Annotated in this window: 20 protein-coding genes; 2 read left to right on the top strand and 18 right to left on the bottom strand. The window is 65.6% G+C overall.

All coding sequences use genetic code 11. The annotated features are described in order from the left end of the window. Positions 1-31 precede the first annotated feature (31 nt). The 5 genes from ACIBUY_RS03750 to ACIBUY_RS03730 form a co-directional block, all read right to left on the bottom strand. Positions 32-697 carry a 7-carboxy-7-deazaguanine synthase QueE gene (locus tag ACIBUY_RS03750; protein WP_399151626.1) on the bottom strand — a complete coding sequence of 222 codons (666 nt, stop codon included), beginning with the start codon at positions 695-697 and terminating at the stop codon, positions 32-34. A gap of 80 nt (positions 698-777) precedes the next feature. Further along, the gene (locus tag ACIBUY_RS03745) at positions 778-1,632 is read right to left on the bottom strand and encodes a tetratricopeptide repeat protein (protein WP_399151625.1); all 855 of its coding nucleotides are present in this window, start codon (positions 1,630-1,632) and stop codon (positions 778-780) included. 301 nt (positions 1,633-1,933) lie between these two features. Then, on the bottom strand, positions 1,934-2,764 hold the full coding sequence (locus ACIBUY_RS03740) for a tetratricopeptide repeat protein (protein WP_399151624.1): 831 nt from the start codon (positions 2,762-2,764) through the stop codon (positions 1,934-1,936). Between the two features lie 136 nt (positions 2,765-2,900). Continuing rightward, on the bottom strand, positions 2,901-4,163 hold the full coding sequence (locus ACIBUY_RS03735; protein ID WP_399151623.1) for a M14 family zinc carboxypeptidase: 1,263 nt from the start codon (positions 4,161-4,163) through the stop codon (positions 2,901-2,903). Between the two features lie 7 nt (positions 4,164-4,170). After that, positions 4,171-4,305, bottom strand: coding sequence for a hypothetical protein (locus ACIBUY_RS03730; protein ID WP_399151622.1), 135 nt, complete (start codon positions 4,303-4,305; stop codon positions 4,171-4,173). Between the two features lie 764 nt (positions 4,306-5,069). Between ACIBUY_RS03730 and ACIBUY_RS03725 the strand changes: the two genes are divergently transcribed. Beyond that, positions 5,070-5,651 carry an Imm21 family immunity protein gene (locus tag ACIBUY_RS03725; RefSeq protein WP_399151621.1) on the top strand — a complete coding sequence of 194 codons (582 nt, stop codon included), beginning with the start codon at positions 5,070-5,072 and terminating at the stop codon, positions 5,649-5,651. Positions 5,652-5,771: 120 nt separating this feature from the next. Here ACIBUY_RS03725 and ACIBUY_RS03720 read toward each other — a convergent pair whose 3' ends face one another. Beyond that, positions 5,772-7,130 carry an ISL3 family transposase gene (locus ACIBUY_RS03720; protein WP_399152152.1) on the bottom strand — a complete coding sequence of 453 codons (1,359 nt, stop codon included), beginning with the start codon at positions 7,128-7,130 and terminating at the stop codon, positions 5,772-5,774. Positions 7,131-7,307: 177 nt separating this feature from the next. On the opposite strand from ACIBUY_RS03720, the gene ACIBUY_RS03715 reads away from it, so the two are divergent. Further along, positions 7,308-7,661 carry a hypothetical protein gene (locus ACIBUY_RS03715; protein ID WP_399151620.1) on the top strand — a complete coding sequence of 118 codons (354 nt, stop codon included), beginning with the start codon at positions 7,308-7,310 and terminating at the stop codon, positions 7,659-7,661. Positions 7,662-7,785: 124 nt separating this feature from the next. On the opposite strand, the gene ACIBUY_RS03710 is transcribed toward ACIBUY_RS03715, so the two are convergent. The 12 genes from ACIBUY_RS03710 to ACIBUY_RS03655 form a co-directional block, all read right to left on the bottom strand. Further along, positions 7,786-9,057, bottom strand: coding sequence for a condensation domain-containing protein (locus tag ACIBUY_RS03710; protein ID WP_399151619.1), 1,272 nt, complete (start codon positions 9,055-9,057; stop codon positions 7,786-7,788). A 25-nt stretch (positions 9,058-9,082) separates the two neighbouring features. Beyond that, positions 9,083-10,846: an ABC transporter ATP-binding protein gene (locus ACIBUY_RS03705; RefSeq protein WP_399151618.1), complete on the bottom strand. Its 1,764-nt coding sequence runs from the start codon at positions 10,844-10,846 to the stop codon at positions 9,083-9,085. Positions 10,847-10,893: 47 nt separating this feature from the next. Further along, the gene (locus ACIBUY_RS03700) at positions 10,894-12,567 is read right to left on the bottom strand and encodes an ABC transporter ATP-binding protein (protein ID WP_399151617.1); all 1,674 of its coding nucleotides are present in this window, start codon (positions 12,565-12,567) and stop codon (positions 10,894-10,896) included. A gap of 161 nt (positions 12,568-12,728) precedes the next feature. Further along, positions 12,729-13,514 carry a PHP domain-containing protein gene (locus ACIBUY_RS03695; RefSeq protein WP_399151616.1) on the bottom strand — a complete coding sequence of 262 codons (786 nt, stop codon included), beginning with the start codon at positions 13,512-13,514 and terminating at the stop codon, positions 12,729-12,731. Between the two features lie 35 nt (positions 13,515-13,549). Beyond that, positions 13,550-14,497: a DNA-3-methyladenine glycosylase family protein gene (locus ACIBUY_RS03690; protein WP_399151615.1), complete on the bottom strand. Its 948-nt coding sequence runs from the start codon at positions 14,495-14,497 to the stop codon at positions 13,550-13,552. A 30-nt stretch (positions 14,498-14,527) separates the two neighbouring features. Further along, positions 14,528-14,914 (bottom strand): hypothetical protein, encoded by a 387-nt coding sequence (locus tag ACIBUY_RS03685; RefSeq protein ID WP_399151614.1) that lies wholly within the window; start codon positions 14,912-14,914, stop codon positions 14,528-14,530. A 22-nt stretch (positions 14,915-14,936) separates the two neighbouring features. After that, positions 14,937-16,316 carry a B12-binding domain-containing radical SAM protein gene (locus ACIBUY_RS03680; protein ID WP_399151613.1) on the bottom strand — a complete coding sequence of 460 codons (1,380 nt, stop codon included), beginning with the start codon at positions 16,314-16,316 and terminating at the stop codon, positions 14,937-14,939. Between the two features lie 6 nt (positions 16,317-16,322). Then, positions 16,323-17,321, bottom strand: a complete 999-nt coding sequence (locus tag ACIBUY_RS03675; protein ID WP_399151612.1) for an LLM class F420-dependent oxidoreductase — start codon at positions 17,319-17,321, stop codon at positions 16,323-16,325. Beyond that, positions 17,314-18,957, bottom strand: a complete 1,644-nt coding sequence (locus ACIBUY_RS03670) for a condensation domain-containing protein (RefSeq protein ID WP_399151611.1) — start codon at positions 18,955-18,957, stop codon at positions 17,314-17,316. Before ACIBUY_RS03670 ends, ACIBUY_RS03675 begins: the two co-directional genes overlap by 8 nt. A 35-nt stretch (positions 18,958-18,992) precedes the next feature. Further along, positions 18,993-20,468 (bottom strand): AMP-binding protein, encoded by a 1,476-nt coding sequence (locus ACIBUY_RS03665; RefSeq protein WP_399151610.1) that lies wholly within the window; start codon positions 20,466-20,468, stop codon positions 18,993-18,995. Then, entirely contained in the window at positions 20,455-20,991 is a 537-nt protein-coding gene (locus tag ACIBUY_RS03660) for a phosphopantetheine-binding protein (protein WP_399151609.1), read from the bottom strand. Before ACIBUY_RS03660 ends, ACIBUY_RS03665 begins: the two co-directional genes overlap by 14 nt. Before the next feature lie 32 nt (positions 20,992-21,023). After that, on the bottom strand, positions 21,024-22,076 hold the full coding sequence (locus ACIBUY_RS03655) for a radical SAM protein (protein ID WP_399151608.1): 1,053 nt from the start codon (positions 22,074-22,076) through the stop codon (positions 21,024-21,026). Positions 22,077-22,219: the final 143 nt, after the last annotated feature.

The raw sequence follows: 22,219 nt of genomic DNA, 5'->3' as shown, positions 1-22,219 counted from the left end.
TTTCGTTGCGGGATGTGCTCGGCGGGTGTGGTCAACGGCATTGGGCGATCAGGTGCAGGCGGGTGGAGACGTTGAAGCCGCGCTGCGCGCCGCCTGCGGTGATGGCGGGCTGGCGGGCCAGCAGCGTGTCGAGGTCGCCGGCTTCGGGCATGACCCATACCCAGGACGGGTCGAGGTGGTGGGTGCGGGCGAACGTGGCAACCTCGTCGAGGTGTCCGTCGTCGGCGACCACGAACTTGAAGACCGCACGCCCCTGGTGGGCGAGTTCGGTGAAGGCCGTGAGCACGGCGGGTTTGATACGGCGGTGGGCGGGGTCGGCGCCGCCCATCGCGGATAGTTTCGGCGAGACGCTGTAGTGCCGGATCCGCGCATTGGTCGCCTCGCTGGGCGGAATGGTTCCGTTCGTCTCCATGTGCATCTCGATCCCGCGTGCGGCGAGCGCGTCGGTCATGTGGTGGAAGGCCGGGACGCGCTGCCACAGCAGCCCCTCGCCGCCAGAGATCACCACGAGGCGCACCGTGTCCGGTAGCCCCGCGACGATGGCCGTGATCTCGGTGTCCGGGCAGGTCTCGGTGAGGTCGTACTGAGTGGTGTCCCAGGTCGGTTTGGTGTCGCACGGCGGACAGTGCAGATTGCACCAGCCCAGCCGGATGAAGGCGCAGGCCCGCCCGGCGTACGGGCCCTCGCCCTGCACCACCCCTTGATGGAACACCTCGTTGACCGGGAGCCGCGAGTGCCACCGTCGGCCGTCTTGTCCGACAGACCGTGGTGCGCGGCTCATTCGTCTGCCTCCGCGTCGGGGACGTCCGGGTGCTCTAATGGGCCGGGGGTGGCCTTCGGCGGCGACTGCCCGGCTGGACCGGTGGCGCCCGCACGCGGGTGGCCCCCGTTCTCGAGGTTCTCGATCCTGGCCAGCAGGGCTGCACTGTCCCGGGTGTAGGGGTGGTTGCGGCCGAGTTCACGGGTGCGGATCGCGAGGGCGCCCTCGGCCTGCCGAACGGCATGGTCGAGTGCGCCGGTGCGGGCGAGACAGTCGGCCCACAGACTCTGCGCGGACAGCACCTTGTAATGGCCGGTGCCATGGACAGCGGTCAACAGGGTGTGGGCCGGGCCGGCAAGGGCAGCGGCCTCGGCGGGCCGGCCCCGCTGCAACAGCAGCCCGGCCCTGGCCACCTGCAGGTCGGCGACCGCCGTGGTGCGCCACAGTTCAGGGAGTTGCTCGGCGTAAGGGACGGCCTCGTCCAGGAGGGTTTGCGCCTGTTCGATACGGTCCTGCGCCCCGAGGGTCTTGGCCAGCAGAGCGCAGGCTTCGACGGTCGACGCGCGCTCCAGGCCCCGGACGGCGGACCGATTCTCGACGACGATCCGCAGATGCGCCTCGGCCTGTGCATGCCGGCCCAGTCCGCAGAGCGCGTAGGCGAGGTGCAGGCGGGCATCTTTCACCAGGCCGGGCCAGGAGCGTTCCAGCCTGGGGAGCAGCTTGTCGAACCGCTTCACGGTGGCCTCGAAGTCGCCCTGGCGGAACGTAGCCAGTGCGAAGGTGAAACGGGCGAACAGCAGCCGCTTTCTGAGCGGCAATACCGAATAGAGCAGCGTCTTTCTGAGCGGCAATACCGAATAGAGCAGCGTCATCGACTTCCCCCTGCGCGATCGTGACATGGCCATGGTCCGGCCTCCCGGCCTCCCCGTCGGATCGTGCCGTCCGTGGCCGTCAAACGGGCGGTGGCGATGTGGAGTTGACCGAAAGGTGACGGCCGGTTGTGGACGGGGTTCTCGCGTCGGTGGGGTACGGCAGTGCCCGGGTGAGTGCGGCGTTCGAGGAGGGCGGTCCCCGCGGCCGTGCCGGTCGGCGGGCGTCGTCGGCAGGGCCCGCATGCCGCGGGTCTCACCGTGATCGGATTCCGGCATGCGCTGCCCCGTGGCGTGCTGCCGATCACGTCTGTGCCCCCTCGGACAGGATGTGCAACCGTGTGGTGAGGGGGTGCTCGCCGCCCAGGGCCTGTTCCGCTTTCGGCAGTGCGGCCCGGGCCAGCTCGGCGGCGCGGGCGGTGTTCCCGGCGCTGTTCTCGATGGAGGCAAGCAGCGCGACGTTGTACAGGGTGTAGGGGTGGTCGGCGCCGAGGACGAGGGTGCGGGTCTGCAGCGCCGCAGAGGCGTGCGAGGCGGCGGAGGTGTGGTTTCCGGTGCGGGTGAGGCAGTCGGCCCACAGGGTGCGTACCGACACCGTTTTGTGGTGGTCGTCCCCGTGGGCGGCGGCCAGTTGGGCGTGGGCCGGCTCGATGAGCGCCACGGCTTGCGCGTACTGCTCGCGGCGGTAGTGCAGCCAGGCCAGCGCCAGCCGCAGGTCGGCTAAGGCGGGCTCCCGCTCGGGTGCGGGGAGGTGGTCGGTGTCGCGGACGGCCTGGGCCAGGAGTGTTTCTGCCTGCTCGAGCAGGTCCTGCGCGGCGAGGGCCTCGGCGAGGCGGGCGCGGGCGCGGGCGTCGAGGGTGTCCGCGTGCGCGGGCCCATGCAGGGCGGTGCGGGCTTCGACGACGATCCGCAACTGCTGCTCTGCCTGCGGGTATCGTGCCAGACCGTACAGGGAGAACGCGAGCTGCAGCCGGGCGTCCAGGACGGTCGGGTGGGCGGGCTCGTGGTGCTGTTCCAGGTCGGGCAGGAGCGCCGTGTAGCGGGTGACGGCGGTATCAAAGGCGCCGTGTGCGTGGGCGGACTTGGCGTGCAGGAGTCGCTCGCACAGCGGTGAGGTGAACGCGGACACAGTCATGATTCCTTCGGGCGGAGCTGCTCGGGCGGTGAGGGGAAGGGGGCGCGCGGATCCGGAGGGGATCCTGTCGCTTCGTCTGCTTCAAGTGGCCGGTGTGGCTGATGAGTTGGCCGAATTGCTGCGGGTGTATGGCGGGTCAGGTGATGAGGCGGGCGGCGCCGAGAATGATGCTGATCTGGAAGCCGGTCAGGGCGGCCACGGACTGCGGCCGGGGGGTAAGGGCCGCGGCGGCTGCTCGGGCCCGGCGCTCGAACTCGTCGCTCACTGCGTCGCGTTGGTCTGCCAGGCCGCGGGGGCGGCCGGGGGAGCAGGCGAGCAGGGTGTCCAGATGGCGCAGCAGCATGCCCGTCGCCCGCAGGGGTACCAGCAGGGCCAGGTCCTGCTGGTTTCCTTCCTGCGGATGCTGACGCAGCAGCGGCGCCATGCGGTCCATGATGGTGAGCGTGTCGGTGATCGCGGTGGTGAACACGGTGTCCGGCCCCTGCGCACGCACCGTCTGCCAGAGCGTGCCAAGCCGGGCGGACGCCTGGTCGAGGTGGTCCGCCCCGTCCTCCGCGCCGAGGGCCAGTGGGCGGCTGTGCCACATCGGCACTTCGGGATACACGCTCAGCGTGCCGTACCGGGAGGCATGCGCGGCGCTGCCCCTCCCGCGCGGAACGGTGTCCGGCGACCTTGGGATGTCTGGTGGCGGCAGCAGCACTACACCGCGTCCTGCGGCGGGCGCGCCGATGCCGTCACACGGGTGCGGATCGACGCTCAGCCCATGGCGGGCGGCGGCATCGGCGAGCAGGGTGTCGAGTCCGTCCACCGCCGTGGATGCGGTCAGATAGGTTCCCTGCGAGTCCCGGCAGTGCAGCGCCGCCATGAGGGCCGGCCGGGTCAGGTCGATCGCCTTCATCAAGGCTGTGCCCTCTGCGGTGGTGGCGCCGGTGTCATCGCCGGGCAGGGACCACTCCGGTTGCTCGTTGAGGGCGGGGCGGAAGAAGCCGCGGTGATAGGCGCTCAGCTCAGGGGGCCGGCCGGTGTGGGACCAGCCCTCGTTGAGGACCGCTCCGTCCGGGTCGATGCAGGAAACGAAGTGCCACGACCACTGGTGGCGCAGCTCCGGCTCGTCCAGGACCCGGCGCACGAGGACCTGCAGCGTCGCCGCTGACACCACTTCGTTCGCGTGGACACCGCCGACCACGAGCAGTGCATGCGGTCCGCCGTCGATACTCAGCAACTCCAGCGGGCGGCCCTCGCGCGAGCGGCCGAGCTCTGTCATCCGGCACACCGCGGGCCTGCGGTGGGCCAGAACGGCGAGGTCCGCGCGCAGTGCAGCCCAGGCAGGCCATCGCGTCCCGGGCCGCCCGCGCTCCTGGCCGGCCGAAGCCTCGGCGTGCGGGCGGGTTGCCCGCACGCCTGACTCACCGTCCACGGCCCGCCTCCCCGGCCGCGGCGCCGCCCAACGGGATCTGGGCGACCGGCTCCCAGGACATGTGCCACGCGCCGGTGTCCGGGAGCATGTCGTAGCGGACGTTCAGCAGGTGCAGCGTGTCCACGTGCAACGGTGCGCGCCGCGGCGTGATGGCCCGCAGCGTGCTGGCCAGCGAGTCGGTGTCGGCGTCCCCGAATAACGGTAGCGTCGGATATTGGAACTCTTGGAATGCCCGGAGATTCACCACGGTTTGCTCCGTTCCTTGATCTCATCAGGGGAGAGGGCTCAGCCTCGTAGTCCTGCGGTAACCCGCGACGTGAGATGCCGCATCTGCTGACGGGCGACAGCGACGCTACGGCGCAACTCGGCCTGGAGTATGTCGAGTTAAAGCCTTCACGTGACCAGTTTTCGACGTGCGGCTCTATGGAGTGCCTAACAACTGGGCACGTCGAATTGAAGCGGGGGACTGACGCGATATGCATGCCCGTGCCAGAAGGCTGCGACAGAGGGCTGGTTGATGGCGGCGGTGGAGCCGTCGTGGGGCAGGAACTCGGTGGGGGCGATGTAGCCGTCGCCGGGGTCTAGGCGGATGCGCAGACAGCGCAGCGGGTGCCCTGCCGCGACGTAACGCCGCACATCATCGGTGTGGGGGTAGTGCTGTTCCAGGTCGACATCGAGCGCACGGCAGATCTGCTGTACGTCGTGGTTACCGACGAGCAGATAGCGTGGGCCTGGCCCGAGGTTGAGACAGAGCCGTCGACGTCCCCGGTGACGTCGGGAATACGGTGACGGCGGCCATGACAAGCTGGCTCTTCGGCGCTTTCCGTGAAGCTGAGGATCTTGGGCTCTCGGCGGCACGTTGTCAGTGGCTGACGGCACACTGCTCGCATGGATCACTCTTCGCGTGCTGTCTCTCGTTCAAGCCGAAGGTCTGCGGGCTGGGTGGAGTCCCTGGGCGGCCCGTTGATCGCTGTGCCCGTGTCCGTGCTGGCGGAATGGGGTGGCTGTTCGGAGAACTGGGGCGAGGAATCGAGTCCCGTGGAGGACTATGACCGAGCTTGCGCCGTCGAGGACTGGGCCGGACTGCTCGACGTTGGCTCCAACGGCGCCAAGGCCCTGGTCCTTGCAGACGAGCCTGCCACGAGCCGCTACTTGCCCGAGCGGCGGGTGTTCATACGTTGGCTGGCCGCCGACTCGGAAAGCGAACTGCTCACTGCGGCGCAGGCCGTCCTCGCCGATCCCGATGCCGAGTGGGAAGACGTCGGTGTCTGGGAGACGGACGGACCGGCCGTGCTCATGGACTCCACCACGGCAGGAGCCGAACTCAACGAGGAGTACCCGGACGGTGGTCGGCCCGAGCAGGCTCCGGTTGCTCTGTCGGCTGGCCGGTGGCGCGTCCGTGCGGTCCACACGACGGGCGAGTTCCCCTGGGTGGGTGTCGTTCAGCTGCTGCCCGAAGGGGCGTGCTGAGTGGGCTGGGTCAGTGAGCAAGGAGGATGCGTCGTCGGAGTAGGTCGAGCTGGCTCGTCCGTAGTGCTGGCGTTTGAGCATCTTGATCCGGTTGACGTGTCCTTCGACCGCGCCGGAGTTCTAGGGGACGGTCAGGCCGGCGGTGACGGCCGAGAGGTCGTTGCGCACTCCGTTGGCGAAGACGTGCAGTTCCTTGAGTTCACTCTGTTCGACTTCCTCGAGCCAGTCGACGAGACGGTGTCCGTCGCGGCGTCGCAGGATTGTGGCGAAGCTGCGAGCGAGTCGGTTCGTGGCCGCGATGTACTGGCAGCGGTCGCATAGGTCTTTGAGCTGTTGTCGGGCGGTCTCGCTCTGGTTTTCGGGCCGTCCGATGATCCAGCGCACGACGTCGGCCACCGATGGCGGAGGGGTCGAGATGGTTGGCGGCTTCGCCCTGTTTCCCAGGGAGTTGAGGAAGCGACGGACGGTCTTGCGGGAGCCGGTGTAGCCGCAGGCGGCGATCTCGTCACGCAGGATCTGCGCGTTGTCCCAGCCTTCCGTCCAGCGCGCGAGCAGGTAGGGCTTGTGCATGTCCAGGTTGGTGCGGCGGCGAGGGCGGGGCCGGATGAGTTCCTCAGGTGAGGTGGCCTTGGCGTAACGGCGGACGGTGGTGCGGTCGTAGCGGGTGATCTGGCTGATCGTGTCGATCTTCATGCCCTTCGCGTAGAGGGGATGGATTTGCTGCCACCGGGCTCGGGCGTTCTCCTCGGAGCGGGTGATCACGGGCGGCTCGTGCTCGGGTCCGGGGTCCGGAGCGGGTGGCGGTTCGGGCGGCTGGATGCAGGGGCGGTGATGGCGAATCGTTTTCTCAACTGCGGTGGCCAGGTTGTGCAGGACGTGCCACCGATCGGCAACCTGCGGAACACCGGGCAGGGCGCGTTGGGCGCCTTCGGTGAACGATCCACCGCGATCCCGGCAGACCGCGCGGACATGGTCACGCCCCTGGAGCCAGGCGGCGAAAGTGTCCGCGGTGTGGTCGGGGAGCACGTCCACGGGGCGGCGCGAGTGCATGTCGACCAGAATCGTGCCGAACTTCCGACCACGCCTGAAAGCGAACTCGTCGACCCCCAGGACCTCGACCGCGGGGACCGCCGGCAGCTCCAGGCGCCGGATCAGCCGCAAGAGGGTCGAGCCACTGACCGGCATGGACAACTTGGCCGCAAGCCGCTCACCAGCCGAGCCACCCACTATCAACGCCACCTGCTCCAGGGCCCGTTGCAGGAGCACGGTCCGCCGCCCGTATCGCCAGGTGAGGCCCTCGACCTGCTCGGCGAACGTCTTCTTCCCGCAGTCGCTGTTGTCGCAGAAGAAGCGACGGACCTGCAGGTCGATCACCGCGGGCTGCCCGCCGACCGCCGTATCAGCAGGTTTTCGCACGTACCGGCTGTGGACCCGCCTCGCAGACGTCCCGCACCCGGGACACCGCGCCGCCGGCGCCACGCATCTCGCGGTGAACCGTACGGAACTGCCGCTCCTGACCACCTCGTCGATGACCACGCTGGACAGGCACGGGAGCAGAACTTTCAGCAGACCACAGGCATGATCCCCCACCCGGGAGGGCTACCCCAAGATCAACGGCTTCACGGAAAGCGCCGAAGAGCCAGAACTACATGGCCGTTGACACTGGCGCGGAAAATCGTCGAGGACTGGTCCGCCTATGGCATGCCGATTGACCTCGGGAGGGAGTGGACCGATCGCCTCGACCGAGTCGAGGCGATCGCCGTCAGCGAGAAGATTTCGGCCGAGGACCGCAGCTACCTCGCGGCGTTCCCCGAGATCGTGGTGCTGACGCACCTGATCCTCGACCCGCCCACCACCGCCCTCGACCCCAAGGAGCTCTACCTGGCGACAACCGCCGAACTGAGCCGACGATTCGCCCGGATCTACACCATCCTCGGAACCCAGGACCCCCTCTACCGGAGATTCTGCCTCTATCGCGAACGCGACTTCCGCGAAAGCCAAGTCGGTTGAGAACACCGGGCCTCCGCATTCTCAAACCACCTGGCATCCCGCCTGATCAGCGGCTCGCCATCCGACAGCTGGCGAACCTGCGGTTCCACGCGGGGTATCGCCGCGAGTACGTCCGAGGCGTATCTCAGGCGTAGGAAGAAAGGGGACGGTTCGCCTGCTCGATGGACATTTCCATCAGATCTTTGAGTTCCTCAGATAGATGCTTCGCTACCTCGTGACCACCCAGGGAACCCCCATGAAAAGTTCCGATACGCACCGCGGAAGGCATTATGTGGACTCTCATGATGGTGCACGTGACACTGCTCGAAGGTTGATAGATGCCCGCATCTACATCAATCCCGAATCCATCCTGAACATCCCGAAACCCTGGGTCGTCCCGTTCTGCGGAAGTGACCTGCAATTGCAGATAGTTGACCCCGTTGCCGTCGAAGAAGTCAGAGAATTCCGGAACTCTTTCCCCGAGCGTCGGGATCGATACCTGTGAGTTCTGCATCGCCGAGTACGTATTCTGCTGAATGAGTTCAATTACCCGCTTGGGGGTCATTTCTGGTTTCACGCGATAAGGGATCGGTCGTTCATTTACTAGATTGGCCACCAGATTCTCCAATGGTGCGGTGCGGCGATTGGAGATCGGAGTGACGAGGGCGCTCGACTCTATCCGAGTTCGCCTCCAAATGGCTATAGCGAGGAGTCCTGCCACTACAGCGAACGGCGTGCTGCGCGTCTCTGACACCAGGGCCCGCACGGCTGGATAGATGGCCGATGATTTCCATGTCGCGCTGCCTTGTCGGGCGGGTGCGGCACTTAGCATAGACTCGTGAAGGCCGGTCAGCGGCCGCACGTTTTGAAGTAACCTGGACCAGGAATTACATTCCTGCTCGCCGGTTCTCTCCTGGGTGTAAACGGAAATCCGGTCGGTGCAGTATTTCTTCAGTGTCACCGCCGGGGTAGGGATGTCGAGTCCGCTGGTGAGCTCAATAATGTGGCGTATGAGTATGTCGCGCGAGGCTCCATCGCATATCAAGTGATCGAAAGCGGCCAGCAGCGTGGGGCGCCCGTCCTCGGCGTGGTGGATTTCAGCATATCCACGTGGCCCGTTGTCGCGTCCTGGGCTGCGGAGGCGGAGGGCCAGTCGACAGGCGTCAACTTCAGGGATCTTCCCGTCATGTGCGGGGTCCAGGCTCAAAGGTCGGTCGGATATGTACTGCCGACTGCTGTCGTTCGGGGAGAGTGCATACCGCAGTGCGGGGTGAATCTCGCTGAGCTGCACCAGGGCAGATCTTATGCGGTCGCGGTCTAGTCGTCGGGGGAGTGGCACTTCGATCAGTACGTTGCGCTGTACGGCACTACCGAACACTTTGGCGAGGTGGAGGGTACTTTCCTGTTCGGGGCTCACGGGAAAGGTACCGTCTGGGAATGTGTCAGCCATCATGGCGTTCTCCATCCAGATAAGCGCGCTGTTGCGCCTCATACATTCCGGCATAGGTTCCCTGAGCGCCTATCAGGGATTCGTGGGATCCTTGTTCGATGACTGCACCGCCCGCGAGTACGACGATTTGGTCGGCCATGCGGACTGTGGAGAACCGGTGGGAGATGATGATAGTGACGGTTCCGTAGTCTTTTCCCATGCGCCGGGCAATGGCCAGATGATGACGGAATATTTTGTATTCACTGATAGGGTCGAGGGCTGCCGTAGGTTCGTCCAGAACCAGCAGGAGAGGATTGTTCCGCATACAGGCCCGGGCTAGCGCCAGCTTTTGCCACTGTCCTCCGGACAGATTTACCCCAGAGAAAACCGAACCGAGTTGGGTATCCAACCCTTCGGGCAGGGTGTCCATGACGGTTTCGGCGCCGCCGAGGTGAATGGCCTGTCGTACTCGTGTGCGGTCAGATTGGTGCGGGAGGTCGCCGACGCCGACTGCTTCCATGGCAAGAGTCTGGAATCTGACGAAGTCCTGGAAAGCGGCGCTGGTTCTTTCGCGCCAGTCATTGACGGATAGGCCCGTGGAGGTGGTTCCGTCGATGACGATGCGCCCCTCGGTGGGCTGGTACATCTGTGTCAGCAATTTAACGATCGAGGTCTTGCCAGAACCATGTGGGCCAACAAGGGCAACCATGGAGCCGGCACGCAGGTGGAGGGTGATATCGTCGAGGACCTTCCGATCTGTTCCTGGGTAGGCGAACGACACATGCTCGAGGTCAATGCCGTGGGTCAGGCGTTGCGGAATTGCGACCTGGGACTCGTGCACTTCAGCATGCTCAGTGGCACTGTCCTGGAGCCAGAAGTACGCCTCCGCGACCTGTAGTCCTTCGAGCATGTTGCGAAACCGCAGCACGGTTTCTTGGATGAGCTGTTGCTGCTGGCGGGCGATGGCCAGCATGAAGACGAGGTCGCCGGGGCTACCGTGACCATGGCTGATATTCCACACGATCAGAATGAGCGCGCCGCCGTATCCGCCGAGGAAGATGAGCCATCCAGCGGCCAGCCAGAGGGCAGCTCGTACCTTTGCTCGCATGATGGTCCGGGTGGCGGTATTCCAGCGTTGCTCGTACTCGTCGAGGAGTGTCTGGCCGGCGCCGGTGACGCGGAGTTCGATCGCCGACACCGGATCGAGCAGGCGGTCCATGAGGCTGTCGGCGATGCGCTGGGGCTGCGCGGCCTTGTCCATGGCGGTTCGCACCGCGGTTTGGCCGCGGCGGTTGAACCAGAGGGTGGGGATGCCCAGCGGGAGCAGGAGCATGAGCCAGGGGGACACCGAGGACAGGACGACCAGAGTGGCTCCTACGGCCAGGATGTTGGCGATGGTCTCGGCTGCGGCGCACACGACGTCAGCGACTTGCTGGCCGTTTTCGCCGATGTGGATTTGGTCGAGTGCGTGGGGGTCTTCGAGATGAGCGATACCGGGGATGCCGGAGACGAGGTGAAGCCGGCGCTCGCTGAGTGCGAGCCCCACTTGTTCGCGGAGGTCGTTGCGCAGCAGGTTGCGGACGCCGATGCCTTGGTCGCTGATGGCCCATGTGAGCGCTGCGATAACGCCATAGCGCAGGGCCGCGTCTCGGTGGCCGTGCAACGCTGCGTTGGTGAAGTCTCGGAGTATGAACGCCAGAAGCGGCAGGCCGACGATGTCCACGGCGAAGGTCATCATGATGATGGAGCAGCGCAGAGGGCTGGCTTTCCACGTCATGGCGGTCAGGTGAGCCCATCGATGGGCTCGTTGGGTCCTCGGGCGGTTCATGAGGTCTCCAGGAACTGGCGTGCTTGAGTGGCGAACATGCGCGCATAGTCTGCGCCGCTCCGCACGAGGTCCTCGTGGGTCCCGATCTCGCTGACCTTCCCGTCGCGGATCACGGCGATTCGGTCCGCCAGCCGGACCGTGGACAAGCGGTGCGAGATCAGGAGGACGCTAGCTCCACGGGCGGCCTCCACGACCTTGCGGAAGACGTCGAACTCGGCTTCGGCGTCGAGGTGCGCTGTCGGCTCGTCCAAGACGAGGACCGTGCGGCCGGCCCGGAGGGCGAAGAGGGCCCGGGCGATCGCGATGCGCTGCCACTGTCCTCCGGAGAGCTCCGAGCCGCCGCTGCGGCCCCGTGACAGCACGGTGTCCCATCCCTGGGGCAGAGGGGCGACGATGTCGTTGAGATCCAAGGTGTCGGCGACGCTCGCGAAGAACTCTCGGTCGCCGTGGTGTTCAGGGGCGCCGAGTGTCACGTTCTCGCGCACGGACAGGTCGTAACGGAGGAAACCTTGCACGACGACGGCCAGGCGGCGTCGCCAGGCTTCGGGCGCCAGGTCTTGGATGTCGATGCCGTCGGCAGTGATCCGTCCTGCGACGGGTTCGTAGAGGCGCGCCAGTAGCTTAGTGATCGTGGTCTTGCCGGCGCCGTTTACCCCAACGATGGCAAGAACTTCACCCGGCTTGATGTCGATGTTGAGCCCGTTCAGGACCGGTGTGTCATGTTCGGGGTAGTGGAAATCGACACTCTCGAAGGTGATGGCTGGCGGGGCCGCTGCGCGCATCGTCGGGCCTGCAGCGGCGGACGATGCAGTGGGCTTGAGACGTTGGTGCAGTTCTTGGGCAGCGTCGATCATGGGGCGGCCGTGTGCAACCTCAAAGTCTTCCCATGTCGTTGAGCTGGCCGCAAGGACGGCGATCAGTGCGGTGGTGCCCTGTACGACGGTCTGCGCATCGGCTGCCCCGTGCCGTGGCAGCAGGGTAATGAATCCTGTGGCGGCCAGAGCGATGCCGAATAGGAGCGGAATCCAGGTGCGCAGCACGACGGGGATGCGCGCTCGCCAGATGCCCCTCAGGTAACTCAGCATCGCCGTGCGGAATTTGGCGACGACCCAGTGCTGGAGACCGAAGACGCGGATTTCCTTTCCAGCTTCTGCTCCTCCGGCAAAGTCCTGCCAGTAGCGAAACTGGCGCGCCGCCGAGGCTGCGCGGATCTTCACCCAGTTGAGTCCCACGAACAGGCGTTGGACGACCATTCGGCGGGTCAGGGCGAGGACAGCGATCACGGCTGCGCCGAGTAGAGAGTGACTGCTGATGATCACCACGCAGGCTGCTGCGGAGACCGCCTGGCAGATGACACTCACCTGCGCGGTAGCCGCATTGCCGGGGGTAAATTGATCCAGGTCCCTGCTTGCCAGCGCGAACTGGTTGGCCAGTGCCGGGTTTTCGAGGTGGGTTATGCCGGTGGGTGTGAGGGATATCTCCGCCACTTGTCGGCGGAATCGTCCATCGATTGAGCGTGCCACCGCTTCGCGCAGCGGGGCGACGGCGATAGCGGCGAGTTGTTGCATGGTAAGGAGGACGCTCAGGCCGACCACTGCGGTGATGGCGGTGGATGCCGAGCCGATGTGGCTGGCGTGTTCGACTACGGTGCCGGCTGCGTAGGTGGCCATCACTGGCAGGGCCCACTGGACGGCGGCGGTCCCTAGCAGGGCCCAGGCCAACGCGCGTGGTGCGAAGCGGAGCAGTCGCACAGGGGCGAGCCAGGACCGCACGGGTTTCGACAGGCGTACCAGCACAGATGTGTCCTCGTTCGGCGGGGAGCAGGAGGGTGTCAGACGACTGGCTCGAGCGGCTCGTTGTCCTTGAGGTTGGGCAGGTCGAGCCCCAGCCGACTGCCGTAGTTGGCTGCCTGGGCCAAGGGAATCCGCAAGGCCGCGCACACGTGCTGTGCCGCAGCATGGTTCGCGGCGATCTCGCTCGCGTGATGGGCGTCGCTGTTGAGAACGAATGAGCCCCCGTGATGCAGGACTTCGGCGAGCATCTCCCGCGTGGCGCGGATGGAGGGATGCGTCTGCAGGTGCTCAACGTCGGAGAGAAGCGGCTTGAACAGGGACAGATTAACTTCGAGTGCTGTTCCGCATGCGGCTGCTGCCCGGGCCACGGTCTCCGGCTCCACAGGGAAGTGCGGCCGGTACGGGTGCGAGATGATGTGGACGGCCGGATTCTCGATGGCCCCGATGACGGCGGCTGTGTTCTGCGTGATGGTGCTCTCGGAGTCGTACGGGGTGCGGCCATGCAGTCCGGCGAGCAGGACGCCCTGGGCGGGGGCCCACTGGTCGTCGATGTCGATGCTCCCCTGGTGGTCAAGGATGTTGGCCTCACAGCCGAGGAGAATGCGCACACCGTGGAGGGTCTTGGGGATGCGGTGGGCCATCTCGAAGTAGCCGTGGGTGGGTGCCCCCGTCATGGTCGGACCGTGATCGGTAATGCCGAGTACCGCGAGGCCGGCGGCCGCAGCAGCCTGGGCCATTTCGTCGAGGGTGTTGAAGGCATGGCCACTTGCCATGGTGTGGGCATGCAGGTCGGCTATCGGCCGGGTGTTCACGAGGGCTCCCACGGGTCCAAGTGTGGCGCTGGCGGTGTGCCGCGCGGCTAGAGACGGATGAGGTCACGCAGCCAGTCGATGGGGTCCTGGCGATGCCGCCAGAAGAGGTCTTCGAAGATGTAGTGGGAGGCAAGCATGCGCCAGTCTCCCCAACGGTTGTGCACTTCTTGAAGGATCTTGTCGGCGTCGGTGAGCTCGCTGTCGAACAGCAGCCGGGAGTAGATCTTCTGCTCCCAGGGCGAGATCGTGTCGAAGGCGTCGTAGTGATGCAGGACTTCAAAGAGCAGGTACCAGATCGACGCGGGACCGACCCCGTAGATCCCCAGCAGCTTGTCCCGCGCCTCTTGGCGGGGCAGGGCCCGCAGTGTGCTCATGTCCCAGTCGCGCTGAGCGAAGTCGCACGCCACCCGGTGAAGTGTCTTGGCTCGGTATCCGACTTTGAGGGCGCGCAGTTCCTGCTCGGCCTCATCGTGGGCGAGGGCGGATGCGGGCCAGAAGGCGCTGAGCTCTGTTCCATCGAAGCGTACGCGGGTGCCGTAATGCTCGAAGAGAGCGCTGAGCATGTCCCGGCTTCTGCGGACCGTGGTGTTCTGTAGCACGCACGTGATGGCCAGGAACTCGTACAGCGAGTATCCGGCGCCCACGCGCATGCCTCGCCATCGCTGTTCCACGGGGCCGAGGAGGTCGTCGCTCTGGGCGAGTTCGGTGAACGAGCGCAGGTCGGCGGCGAGGTCAAAGCGTCGCGAGAGTTCCGCCGCGATGCTCTCGACCTCCCCCTCGTCTAGGTCCCGCTCGGAAAAGACGGTCAGATCGATGGCCGGAGCATCGGTCGTGCCCGCATTGCGGGCACGGATTCCATAGACCGTATCCCCCCACCGCAGAGTCTGGCGGAACGTGCCGGACTCATGCTCACGGTGTGGAGTCGGGAAATGGCTGGGTTTGCAGAACGTTCCGTCGAAGTGGAACGGAGCGGCGGGCCTCAGGCTGAGACCCACGTGCTGGTCCAATGGCCGGACGGGCATGGTCTACCGGGCATCCTGTACGTCGGGGTGGGCGGTTTCGAACATCTCGAGGAAACGCATCTGGGATGTCGGGATGCCGAACAAGGCGCCGATCTTCTGAGCGGTTTCTTCGGTGGCCGCGATGCCCCGTCGAACAAGCGCCACCGCGTCGGGAAAAACGACGTACATCTGCTCCGCGTCCTGGAGTTGGGCGAAGTAGCGCTGGGGCTGCAGTACTTGAGCCAGATGCCAGCACGCGGCCTGTACGGAGTCGTCGGGGACGTCCAGTTCGACTACTTGCACGGTGCCGCCGTTGAGGGGCAGCGGGTAGCGGCTCACCTCCTCTCCCTCAACGCCTTCGATGGCATGGGGGTCCTTGAGGCTTTCGATTAGGATCACGGCCCGCATCATGGGCGGTCAACTCCTGTGCATGTCAAGATGATTGGGCGGCCCCGGTGGGGCTCAAGCGCATCATTGTATGGGCCCGTGCACGGGCCACCGTGTCCTTGGAAGTCCATGGGGTCTGGGTGTCGTAGTAGTCGTAATTGGCCCACCCCGCGAAGGTGTCCGGGGGCTCGAATCCATGGGCGAGCGCTTCGTCATACAGCGGGGTGCCGGGGTACGGGGCGAACAGGTGCACCCGAGATTCCGGTGTGGGGGACAGGTCGCGCAGTTCCTCGATGAGACGGTAGGTGTCGTCCTGTTCCTGGGGGCTCTCACCGGGGAATCCGACGATGAACGTGTAGGAGCCGAGGATGCCGTTGTCGGCGATTTCCGCCGCGACGTCGAGGATGCCTTCCCGCGTGATCTCCTTTTTGACCACATCTTGCAGTACGCGGTTCGACCCTGATTCGACGCCCATCAGCAGCCGGGTGCAGCCGCTTTCCGCGACCCGTTTCAGAAGTGGGGTGTTGCTGCGGCGGGCCTTGAGGACGTCGTTCGGGTTGATCGACGCTGCCCACGCCAGATCCATGTTGCGGTCGATCAGTTCTTCGCAGAACCCCACGGCCCGTTTGATGTTGACGAACCAGTCGGCGTCATAGAACTTGACGCCGTTGATGCCGAACTGGTGCTGCATCGCGTGGAGGTCTTCGACCATGTCATGGGCCTGCATCGAGCTGTACTTGCGCTGATAGGTGAGCTCGTAGCAGAAGCGGCACTTGTAGACGCATCCCTGGGAAGAGATGTAGTTGAGTGTGCGCGAGGCGACTGTGGGGTCGGATCGGATGTACTTGGGCACATCGAGCAAGTGCCAGGGATAGCGTCCCAGTGAGCTGGTCCGGGGCGGGTTGACGGGGCCGCGGACGGCGTCCTTGCCGCCCTCGCGGACGATGAGTCCGGGGACGTCGGCCAGGGGGCGCTTGCCGAGCAATGCTTCGACATAGACGGGCATCGAGTGCTGGCCGGGACCGACCAGGACGGCGTCGACGAGTTCGTCATCGGCGGTCTGCTCGGCGAGGACGTTGACGTGAGGTCCGCCGAAGACGACCGGGGGGCATCCGTCACGGTTCTTGGCCCGGCGCACGAGGTCCAGCGCGTGCGCGATCTGCCCCCCGCCGGTCATCACGCTGACGCCGATGCACAGGGTATTGCCGAGGTGCTCATCAAGCAGCCGTTCCCAGGCACCGTGCTCCGCTTGGTTGCCGTCGAACAGAACAACGTCGGCCAGGCCGGTGTCCAGCAGGGGATTTGCCGTGGTGAGCAGGGAGAAGGGCATCCAGAAGTAGACGTAGTCCTTCTCGTGATCGATCTTCGGGTACGCGAGTATGACGACCGGCCGATGGGCCGGCATGCCGACAAAGGTCGCTGACATCGAACATCACTCCTGGATAGGGGAGATCGAACTTCCAAGGGCCTCGTGTGATCCCTGTGTCCGGGCAAGCTCGGCGAGCAACTCGAGATGGTCGAGGTCGTCGAGATCGAGGACTTTGACATAAACGCGTTGCACGCCGGCGGCGGTGTAGGCCGCCAACCGGTCGGTCGCCTGCCGCAGTGATCCGGTGAGCCCGCGCAGCGTCAGCTGGGCCATCGAACGCCCCAGCGTGTCTGCGCGCTTTTCCGCTTCGCTCAGGCTGTGGCCGATGCACGCCGTCAGGGTGCAGGAGCGGACCACGTGCGCGGGCTCACGGCCAGCCGCGACGCACTCCCGGGCCATGGTTTCGTAGCGCGCGGAGCACTCCGTGGGCGTGAGGGAGGAGAGGTTGTATTCGTCTGCGTAGCGGGCGGCGATGCGGGGACTACGGCGGGCGCCTTTGCCGCCGAGGATGAGTGGCGGATGCGGACGCTGTACAGGCTTGGGCAAGGCGGGGCAGTCCTGCAGGCGGTAGTGGCGGCCGTGGAAGGTGTAGGTACTTTCGGCTCGCCAGATTCCTGTGAGGATGGCGATCTGTTCTTCCTGCTGTGCGTTGCGGTCCGCCTGAGAGCCGAAGGGGATGCCGCGGGCGCGGTGTTCGGCTTCGTACCATCCGGTGCCCAGACCCACCTCGACGCGTCCGTCCGACATGGCATCGACCTGGGCCACTTGGATAGCCAGAGCGCTGGGGTGACGGAAGGTCACCGGGCTCATGAGGGTGCCCAGCCGTAGTCGTGTCGTGTCGCGTGCAAGGCCGGCGAGCGTGGTCCAGGCATCCAACGGCCCGGGCATCCCATCGCCTTCGCAGACCTCGGGGATGCGCTGATAGTGATCTGCGCTGAAGAGCCCTGCGAAGCCGAGCTCCTCGGCCGCCTGCGCGACGTTGAGGACTTGGGCGTAGCTCGCCCCCTGCTGTGGCTCCACCAATACGCGGACGTCGAGGGGTGGCCGTGTTGCGTCAGGCATGGCGCAGGTCCTTGGGGCTGAGTGCTGCCTCCACTTCGTGGACGGGCAAGTGCGGCCTCGTTGCCATAAGACGCACCAGTGTCTCGAGGTCGGTTAGGAAGTCGGCAACCGTCTCGCTTGCCAGCCAGTCAGCGTCGTAGTCCGCCCCGAGCCGCCACGGCGACGCGTCGTCATCGTTGTGACTCAACCACAGGGAGAAGTTGTCCATCCGCGGGTTGGGCAGCCCGATTCGCTCGATGTGTACACCAGGGATGAGCTGCTCGAGCGGGTGGTCCTGGGTGGCGGTGAACACAAGGGCGCGATGAGGCCAGGCGCCCAGGTAGGACTCGGGTGCCAGCTCTCGCAGCAAGACGTCGAGCGGTAGGTCCGCGTGCGTATGGACTTCGGCGACGCCCTTGCTGGTCTGCTCCACAATGCTGGACAACGTCGATACCGGTTCGATCTGACCGGTGAAGGGCAAGAGGTGCGCAAACGGGCCGATCACGTCGCCGGTTCCGGGGCGGTCACGATTGCCCAAGGGGGCGATCACTCCCACGTTCCTGCCACCGCCGTGGCAGTGGAGAAGAACATGGACAGCCGCTATCACCGCGACGAAAGGGGTGGCGCCCGACACCTGTTGCAGCTGCAGCAGGGCAGTCCGCGTTTCCTGGGCCACCTCACGTACCGTGTGCCCGGCCGGTGCTGACGACCTCACCGGTGCCAGCGGAGCGCCGCGCAGCTGGAATCGGGGTATCGGGCCGGTGTGCTCGAGTCGGCTGCGCCACCAGTTCAGCAGCTCGCGCCCCTGTGGCCCGTCGACTTGTTCTCGCTGCCAGGCGGCGAACTCCCTGAACTGGTGCGGCAGGCTGGCCGGCGGGTCGTCGGTGGGCGAGGGCGTCCGCTGGTATGCGGCGCAGACGTCGCCTAGCAGCACGCCCATGGACCACCAGCCGTCGTGCAGGAGATGGTGTGCGCATACGGCCAATACGGCGTCGTCGGCGCTGATCCGGAAGAGTGCGGTGCGCAGGAGCGGGCCGTCGGGGAAGGCAAAGGGCCTTCTCAGGTACGCCTCGACGGCCTGCTTCCATCGTTCGCCGTCGGCCGGTTCGTCGAACAGCTCAAGATGGGGGCCGCCGGTGGCGCTAATGCGTTGATGTGCTGCGCCGTCTTCATCGACATGGAATTCGGCCCGAAGAATGCTGTGCCGTTCCCCCAGAGCCGTGATGGCGGAGGACAGGGCGCCGCTATCCAACGGTCCACGCAAACGGAACGCGGCAGTGTACCGATCGTGAATGGAATGGTCGCCTCGGGCCGCTTCGTCCTGCCACCGCAGGAGACGCGCTTCTTGCAGCGGAGACAGCGGGACTGGGCCGCCCAGGGGGACAGGTTCGAAATGCGAACCGGACCCTGGTACACCTGCAGGTTTGGGCTCGGTGCGCTTGACGGCTTTGGCCCAGGCACGAATGGTCCGCAGGGCAAATATCTGACGGCCGGTCAATTCCAGGCCAGCGGCCTGAGCCATAGCAGAAAGCTGCATGACGGACAGCGAAGTGCCGCCCACCGCGAAGAAGTCGTCGTCGGGGCCGGGCCGAACCCCAAGAATATCGTCCACGAGATCCGTGAGCGTGTGCTGCAGATCCTGGTGCGCTTCGGTCATTCTGACGTTGCTCGCCTTCAGCTGAGGAGTTCGGATCAGGCGCTGTACCGGAACCTTTGGATCTTTCCGGCTTTGGACCGGGCGAGCTCCGGCACCAACTCGATCGAGGTTGGCACTTTGTAGGAGGCCAGCCGTGCAGCACAGTGGGCCTTGAGATCCGCAATCGTGGGTGCGCTACCGGGCACGCACGCCACGACAGCGTGCGGTGTCTCCCCCATCAGTTCGTTCGGTCTTCCGCACACGATGACCTCGCGGACATCGGGATGCGCGAGCAGCGTGAGTTCGATTTCCCGAGCGCTAACGTTGGCGCCGCCTATGATCATCACGTCGTCGAGGCGGTCGGTGAGGTAGAGGTAGCCGTCCTTGTCGAGGTAACCGAGATCCCCTACGCCGTAGAAGCCTCCGGGATGGGTGCGCACATGGGATGCGGTGGCCGGCGCAAGGCGGCGGGTTCCGGTGGACCGCATCGTGACCTCGCCGACCGTGCCGGGGGGTAGGCGACGGCCGTTGTCGTCCAGGATGCGGACCTGGGTCATAAAGGGGCGTCCCACCGTTCCGGGTCGCTCAAGCCACTCGGTTCCGCTGGACACGGCGGCTCCGATCATCTGGGTGGAGCCGTACATCTCGAAGACGCGCTGCGGACCGATGCGGTCGATCCACTCCTGCTTGACGTCAGCCGGGCAGGGAGCTGCGGTGTGCATGATGCCCTCGAGGCGAGAGGAGAACACCTCCATCAGCTGCTCGTCCGCAGCGATCAAGGCCATCTGGTGCGGTGTGAGTTGGCACCAGGTTGGCGGCGCCAGGTCCAGCGCCTCCTCCAGGTCCGCGGGCGAGAACCGGGCTGGCATCACCACATGGTTGCCTGCGGCGACGCCGCTGAACGTCGAGGTGAACGGGGCCGCGTGAAAGAGCGGGCCGAGGACCAGCTGAACCGACGCTGCATGCCAGCCCATGGCCGACAGCAGAAGTTGCTGTCCGGCGATCACTGCGGAGGGTTTGCCCTGCACAGGCACGAGCGATGGCAGCCCTGTGCTCCCCCCGGACGGCAAGCACCAGGATTCGCTCGGCTCGTCTTCGATGGGATGCGCCTCTTGGCCAGCGCACTGACCGGTGCCCTCAAGGACGTTCAGCACGTCCGCGGAGATGTCGGGGGCAGGCGGCGAGCCGTTCGTTCGCGCGAAGAGGGCTTCACGCTCCTGGGGGGTGGAGCCGGACGGGACGATGAGTGGAGTCCGTCCGGTCCACCAGGAGGCGAGGACCGCCACAACGAAGGGCGCACCGTTAGGGAGATCGATTACGGTGGCGCGAATTCCGCCGGGTACGGTCGCAGCGAGCTTGGCTACCGCTGCATCGACGTACCGGCAGAGATCTTCTCGGGTCAACATCCTCCATGGACCCTCCGGCGTCTGCCAGGTGAGTGCCGGAGCCTGCGGATCGACCGCCGCCAGTGCACGGAGCTGTAGAGCTACGGATGTCCCGGTAGCATCCCGCGCCTGATCAAGGCTGGCCATTATCGCCCCCTCCGGCGACAAGTTCACTGAGTCCTCTGATAGTTGAGGCGTCCATGAAGTCGCGAATCTCGATCTTGATCCCCAGCTTGTCCTCGATCCCAGACAGAATGAGCACAGCGCCGAGCGAGTCGCCTCCCAGGTCGAGGAAGTCGTCGAGCATCCCAATCGCGGGGACCTCCAGCGCCTTGCTCCACAAATCCGCGATCACCTGCTCCGCAGGAGTGGCCGGGGCAACGAAGGGAACGCACCATCCGTTCTCCAGGGCGGCCTTCACCTCCTCCGAACTGATGGCCGCTTCGGCAGAGACCTGGCCACCCGGCGCCCAGACGGCAATCGGCGGGCACGCGTCGCCCAGTTCGGCCGTCACCTTGGCGCGGAGTTCAATTTCGCTCGTGATTCCGTCCAGCTGCACCACGCCGACAACGATGTCCTGCCTGCCATGCTGCACGCAGACAGTGGTTGCGGCGGCGACTCCGTCCTGATCTGCGAGAATGCGAGTCACGCGGTCGAGCAGTTCCTTCATGCCGTCCTTCCCGCCTTGGCTGTGTCAGTCACCTACGGCTGCCCTTGGACCAGGGGGAGCGCCGCACGGGAAGCAGGCTCCTCGGCCCTGAACCACGCGCCGGCATACACACTGAGGGCTTCGTCCAGAGTCGACTCCAGGCGTGCAGCCGCTGGTTGACCCATGAGGCCGCTCAGGTCGACAGCGTTGTCCTCGCGGAGCAGGCAGAACTGCAGCCGCATGTCGGCCGTGAGACGAAGTGCCATCAGGGCGTCGTGGCACGGGAAAAGAGGGCAGCTCTTGCAGACGGAGCCGTACCAGGCGCCGGCCCGGCTGTCCTTGAGGACCATCTCCAGTCCAGAGGGCATAGTCAGCACGGTCATGGGATGTCCCAGGCCGCCTTGTCGACGGACCTCGGAGTTCACGGCGAGCCCTCGGTAGCGCTCGGCGATCTCCTCCAGCGGCGCGTATAGCTCCCGCAGTTCGGAACCCCTCTTGATTACCAGGCGGCGTGCGAAACTCTCCGTTCCCTCGTCAAGATCCTTGATCACATCGAGTAGCTTGAGCTGCCGGATTCCGCGCGCTTCGCAGTAGGCCACCAGGTCGGGTATCTCGGCATCGTTGATCCCGCCCATCACTACCGTGTTGACCTTGACAGGTACGGCCGTGGCTGCACACTGATCCAGAGCCTTGAGTACCAGTGACAGGTCGTCAACACCGCAGATCTCCTTGTGGAGTTCAGGTACAAGGGTGTCCACGCTCATGTTGAACAGCGTTACGCCGGCCTCGGCAAGTGCAGGCGCACGCTCACCGATCTGTGGGTGCCGGGAGATCAGTTCAATGTCTGCATAGCCCGCTTCATCACGGAGCCGACTGACCGCTTCCTCAAGCGGATCATAGAGAGCCGGGTCGCCACCGGTGAGCTTGATGCTCGAGATGCCCCGCTGGCGAAGGGCCTTGGCGACCCGTATAAGATCACCGACGTCGATTTCGGTTCCTGCTGCTGTGGAGATTGCTTCACCTGAAGGTCGGCAAAAGAAGCATGCCCTGCCGCACCTCGAGTTGAGTGTCACGCGAAATTGTGGGAGCTGTGTCGCAGCAGTCATGAAATCTCCATATGCGTTGGGGACAACGGAGATGGCCAGGCCGGATCAGATCGTCGGCAACTGAAGTACCGCCGCCCGCCTGGCCAGAAGAGCAAGGAACCGCCCTATGGAGCCCGGGTGCGGTTCACGAGCCCGGACTGCAC

The sequence above is a fragment of the Streptomyces sp. NPDC050085 genome, from assembly GCF_044460595.1.
GTDB lineage: Bacteria > Actinomycetota > Actinomycetes > Streptomycetales > Streptomycetaceae > Streptomyces.
Note: the sequence above shows the minus strand (reverse complement) of the source record. Positions and strands in the feature narration are given on the sequence as shown.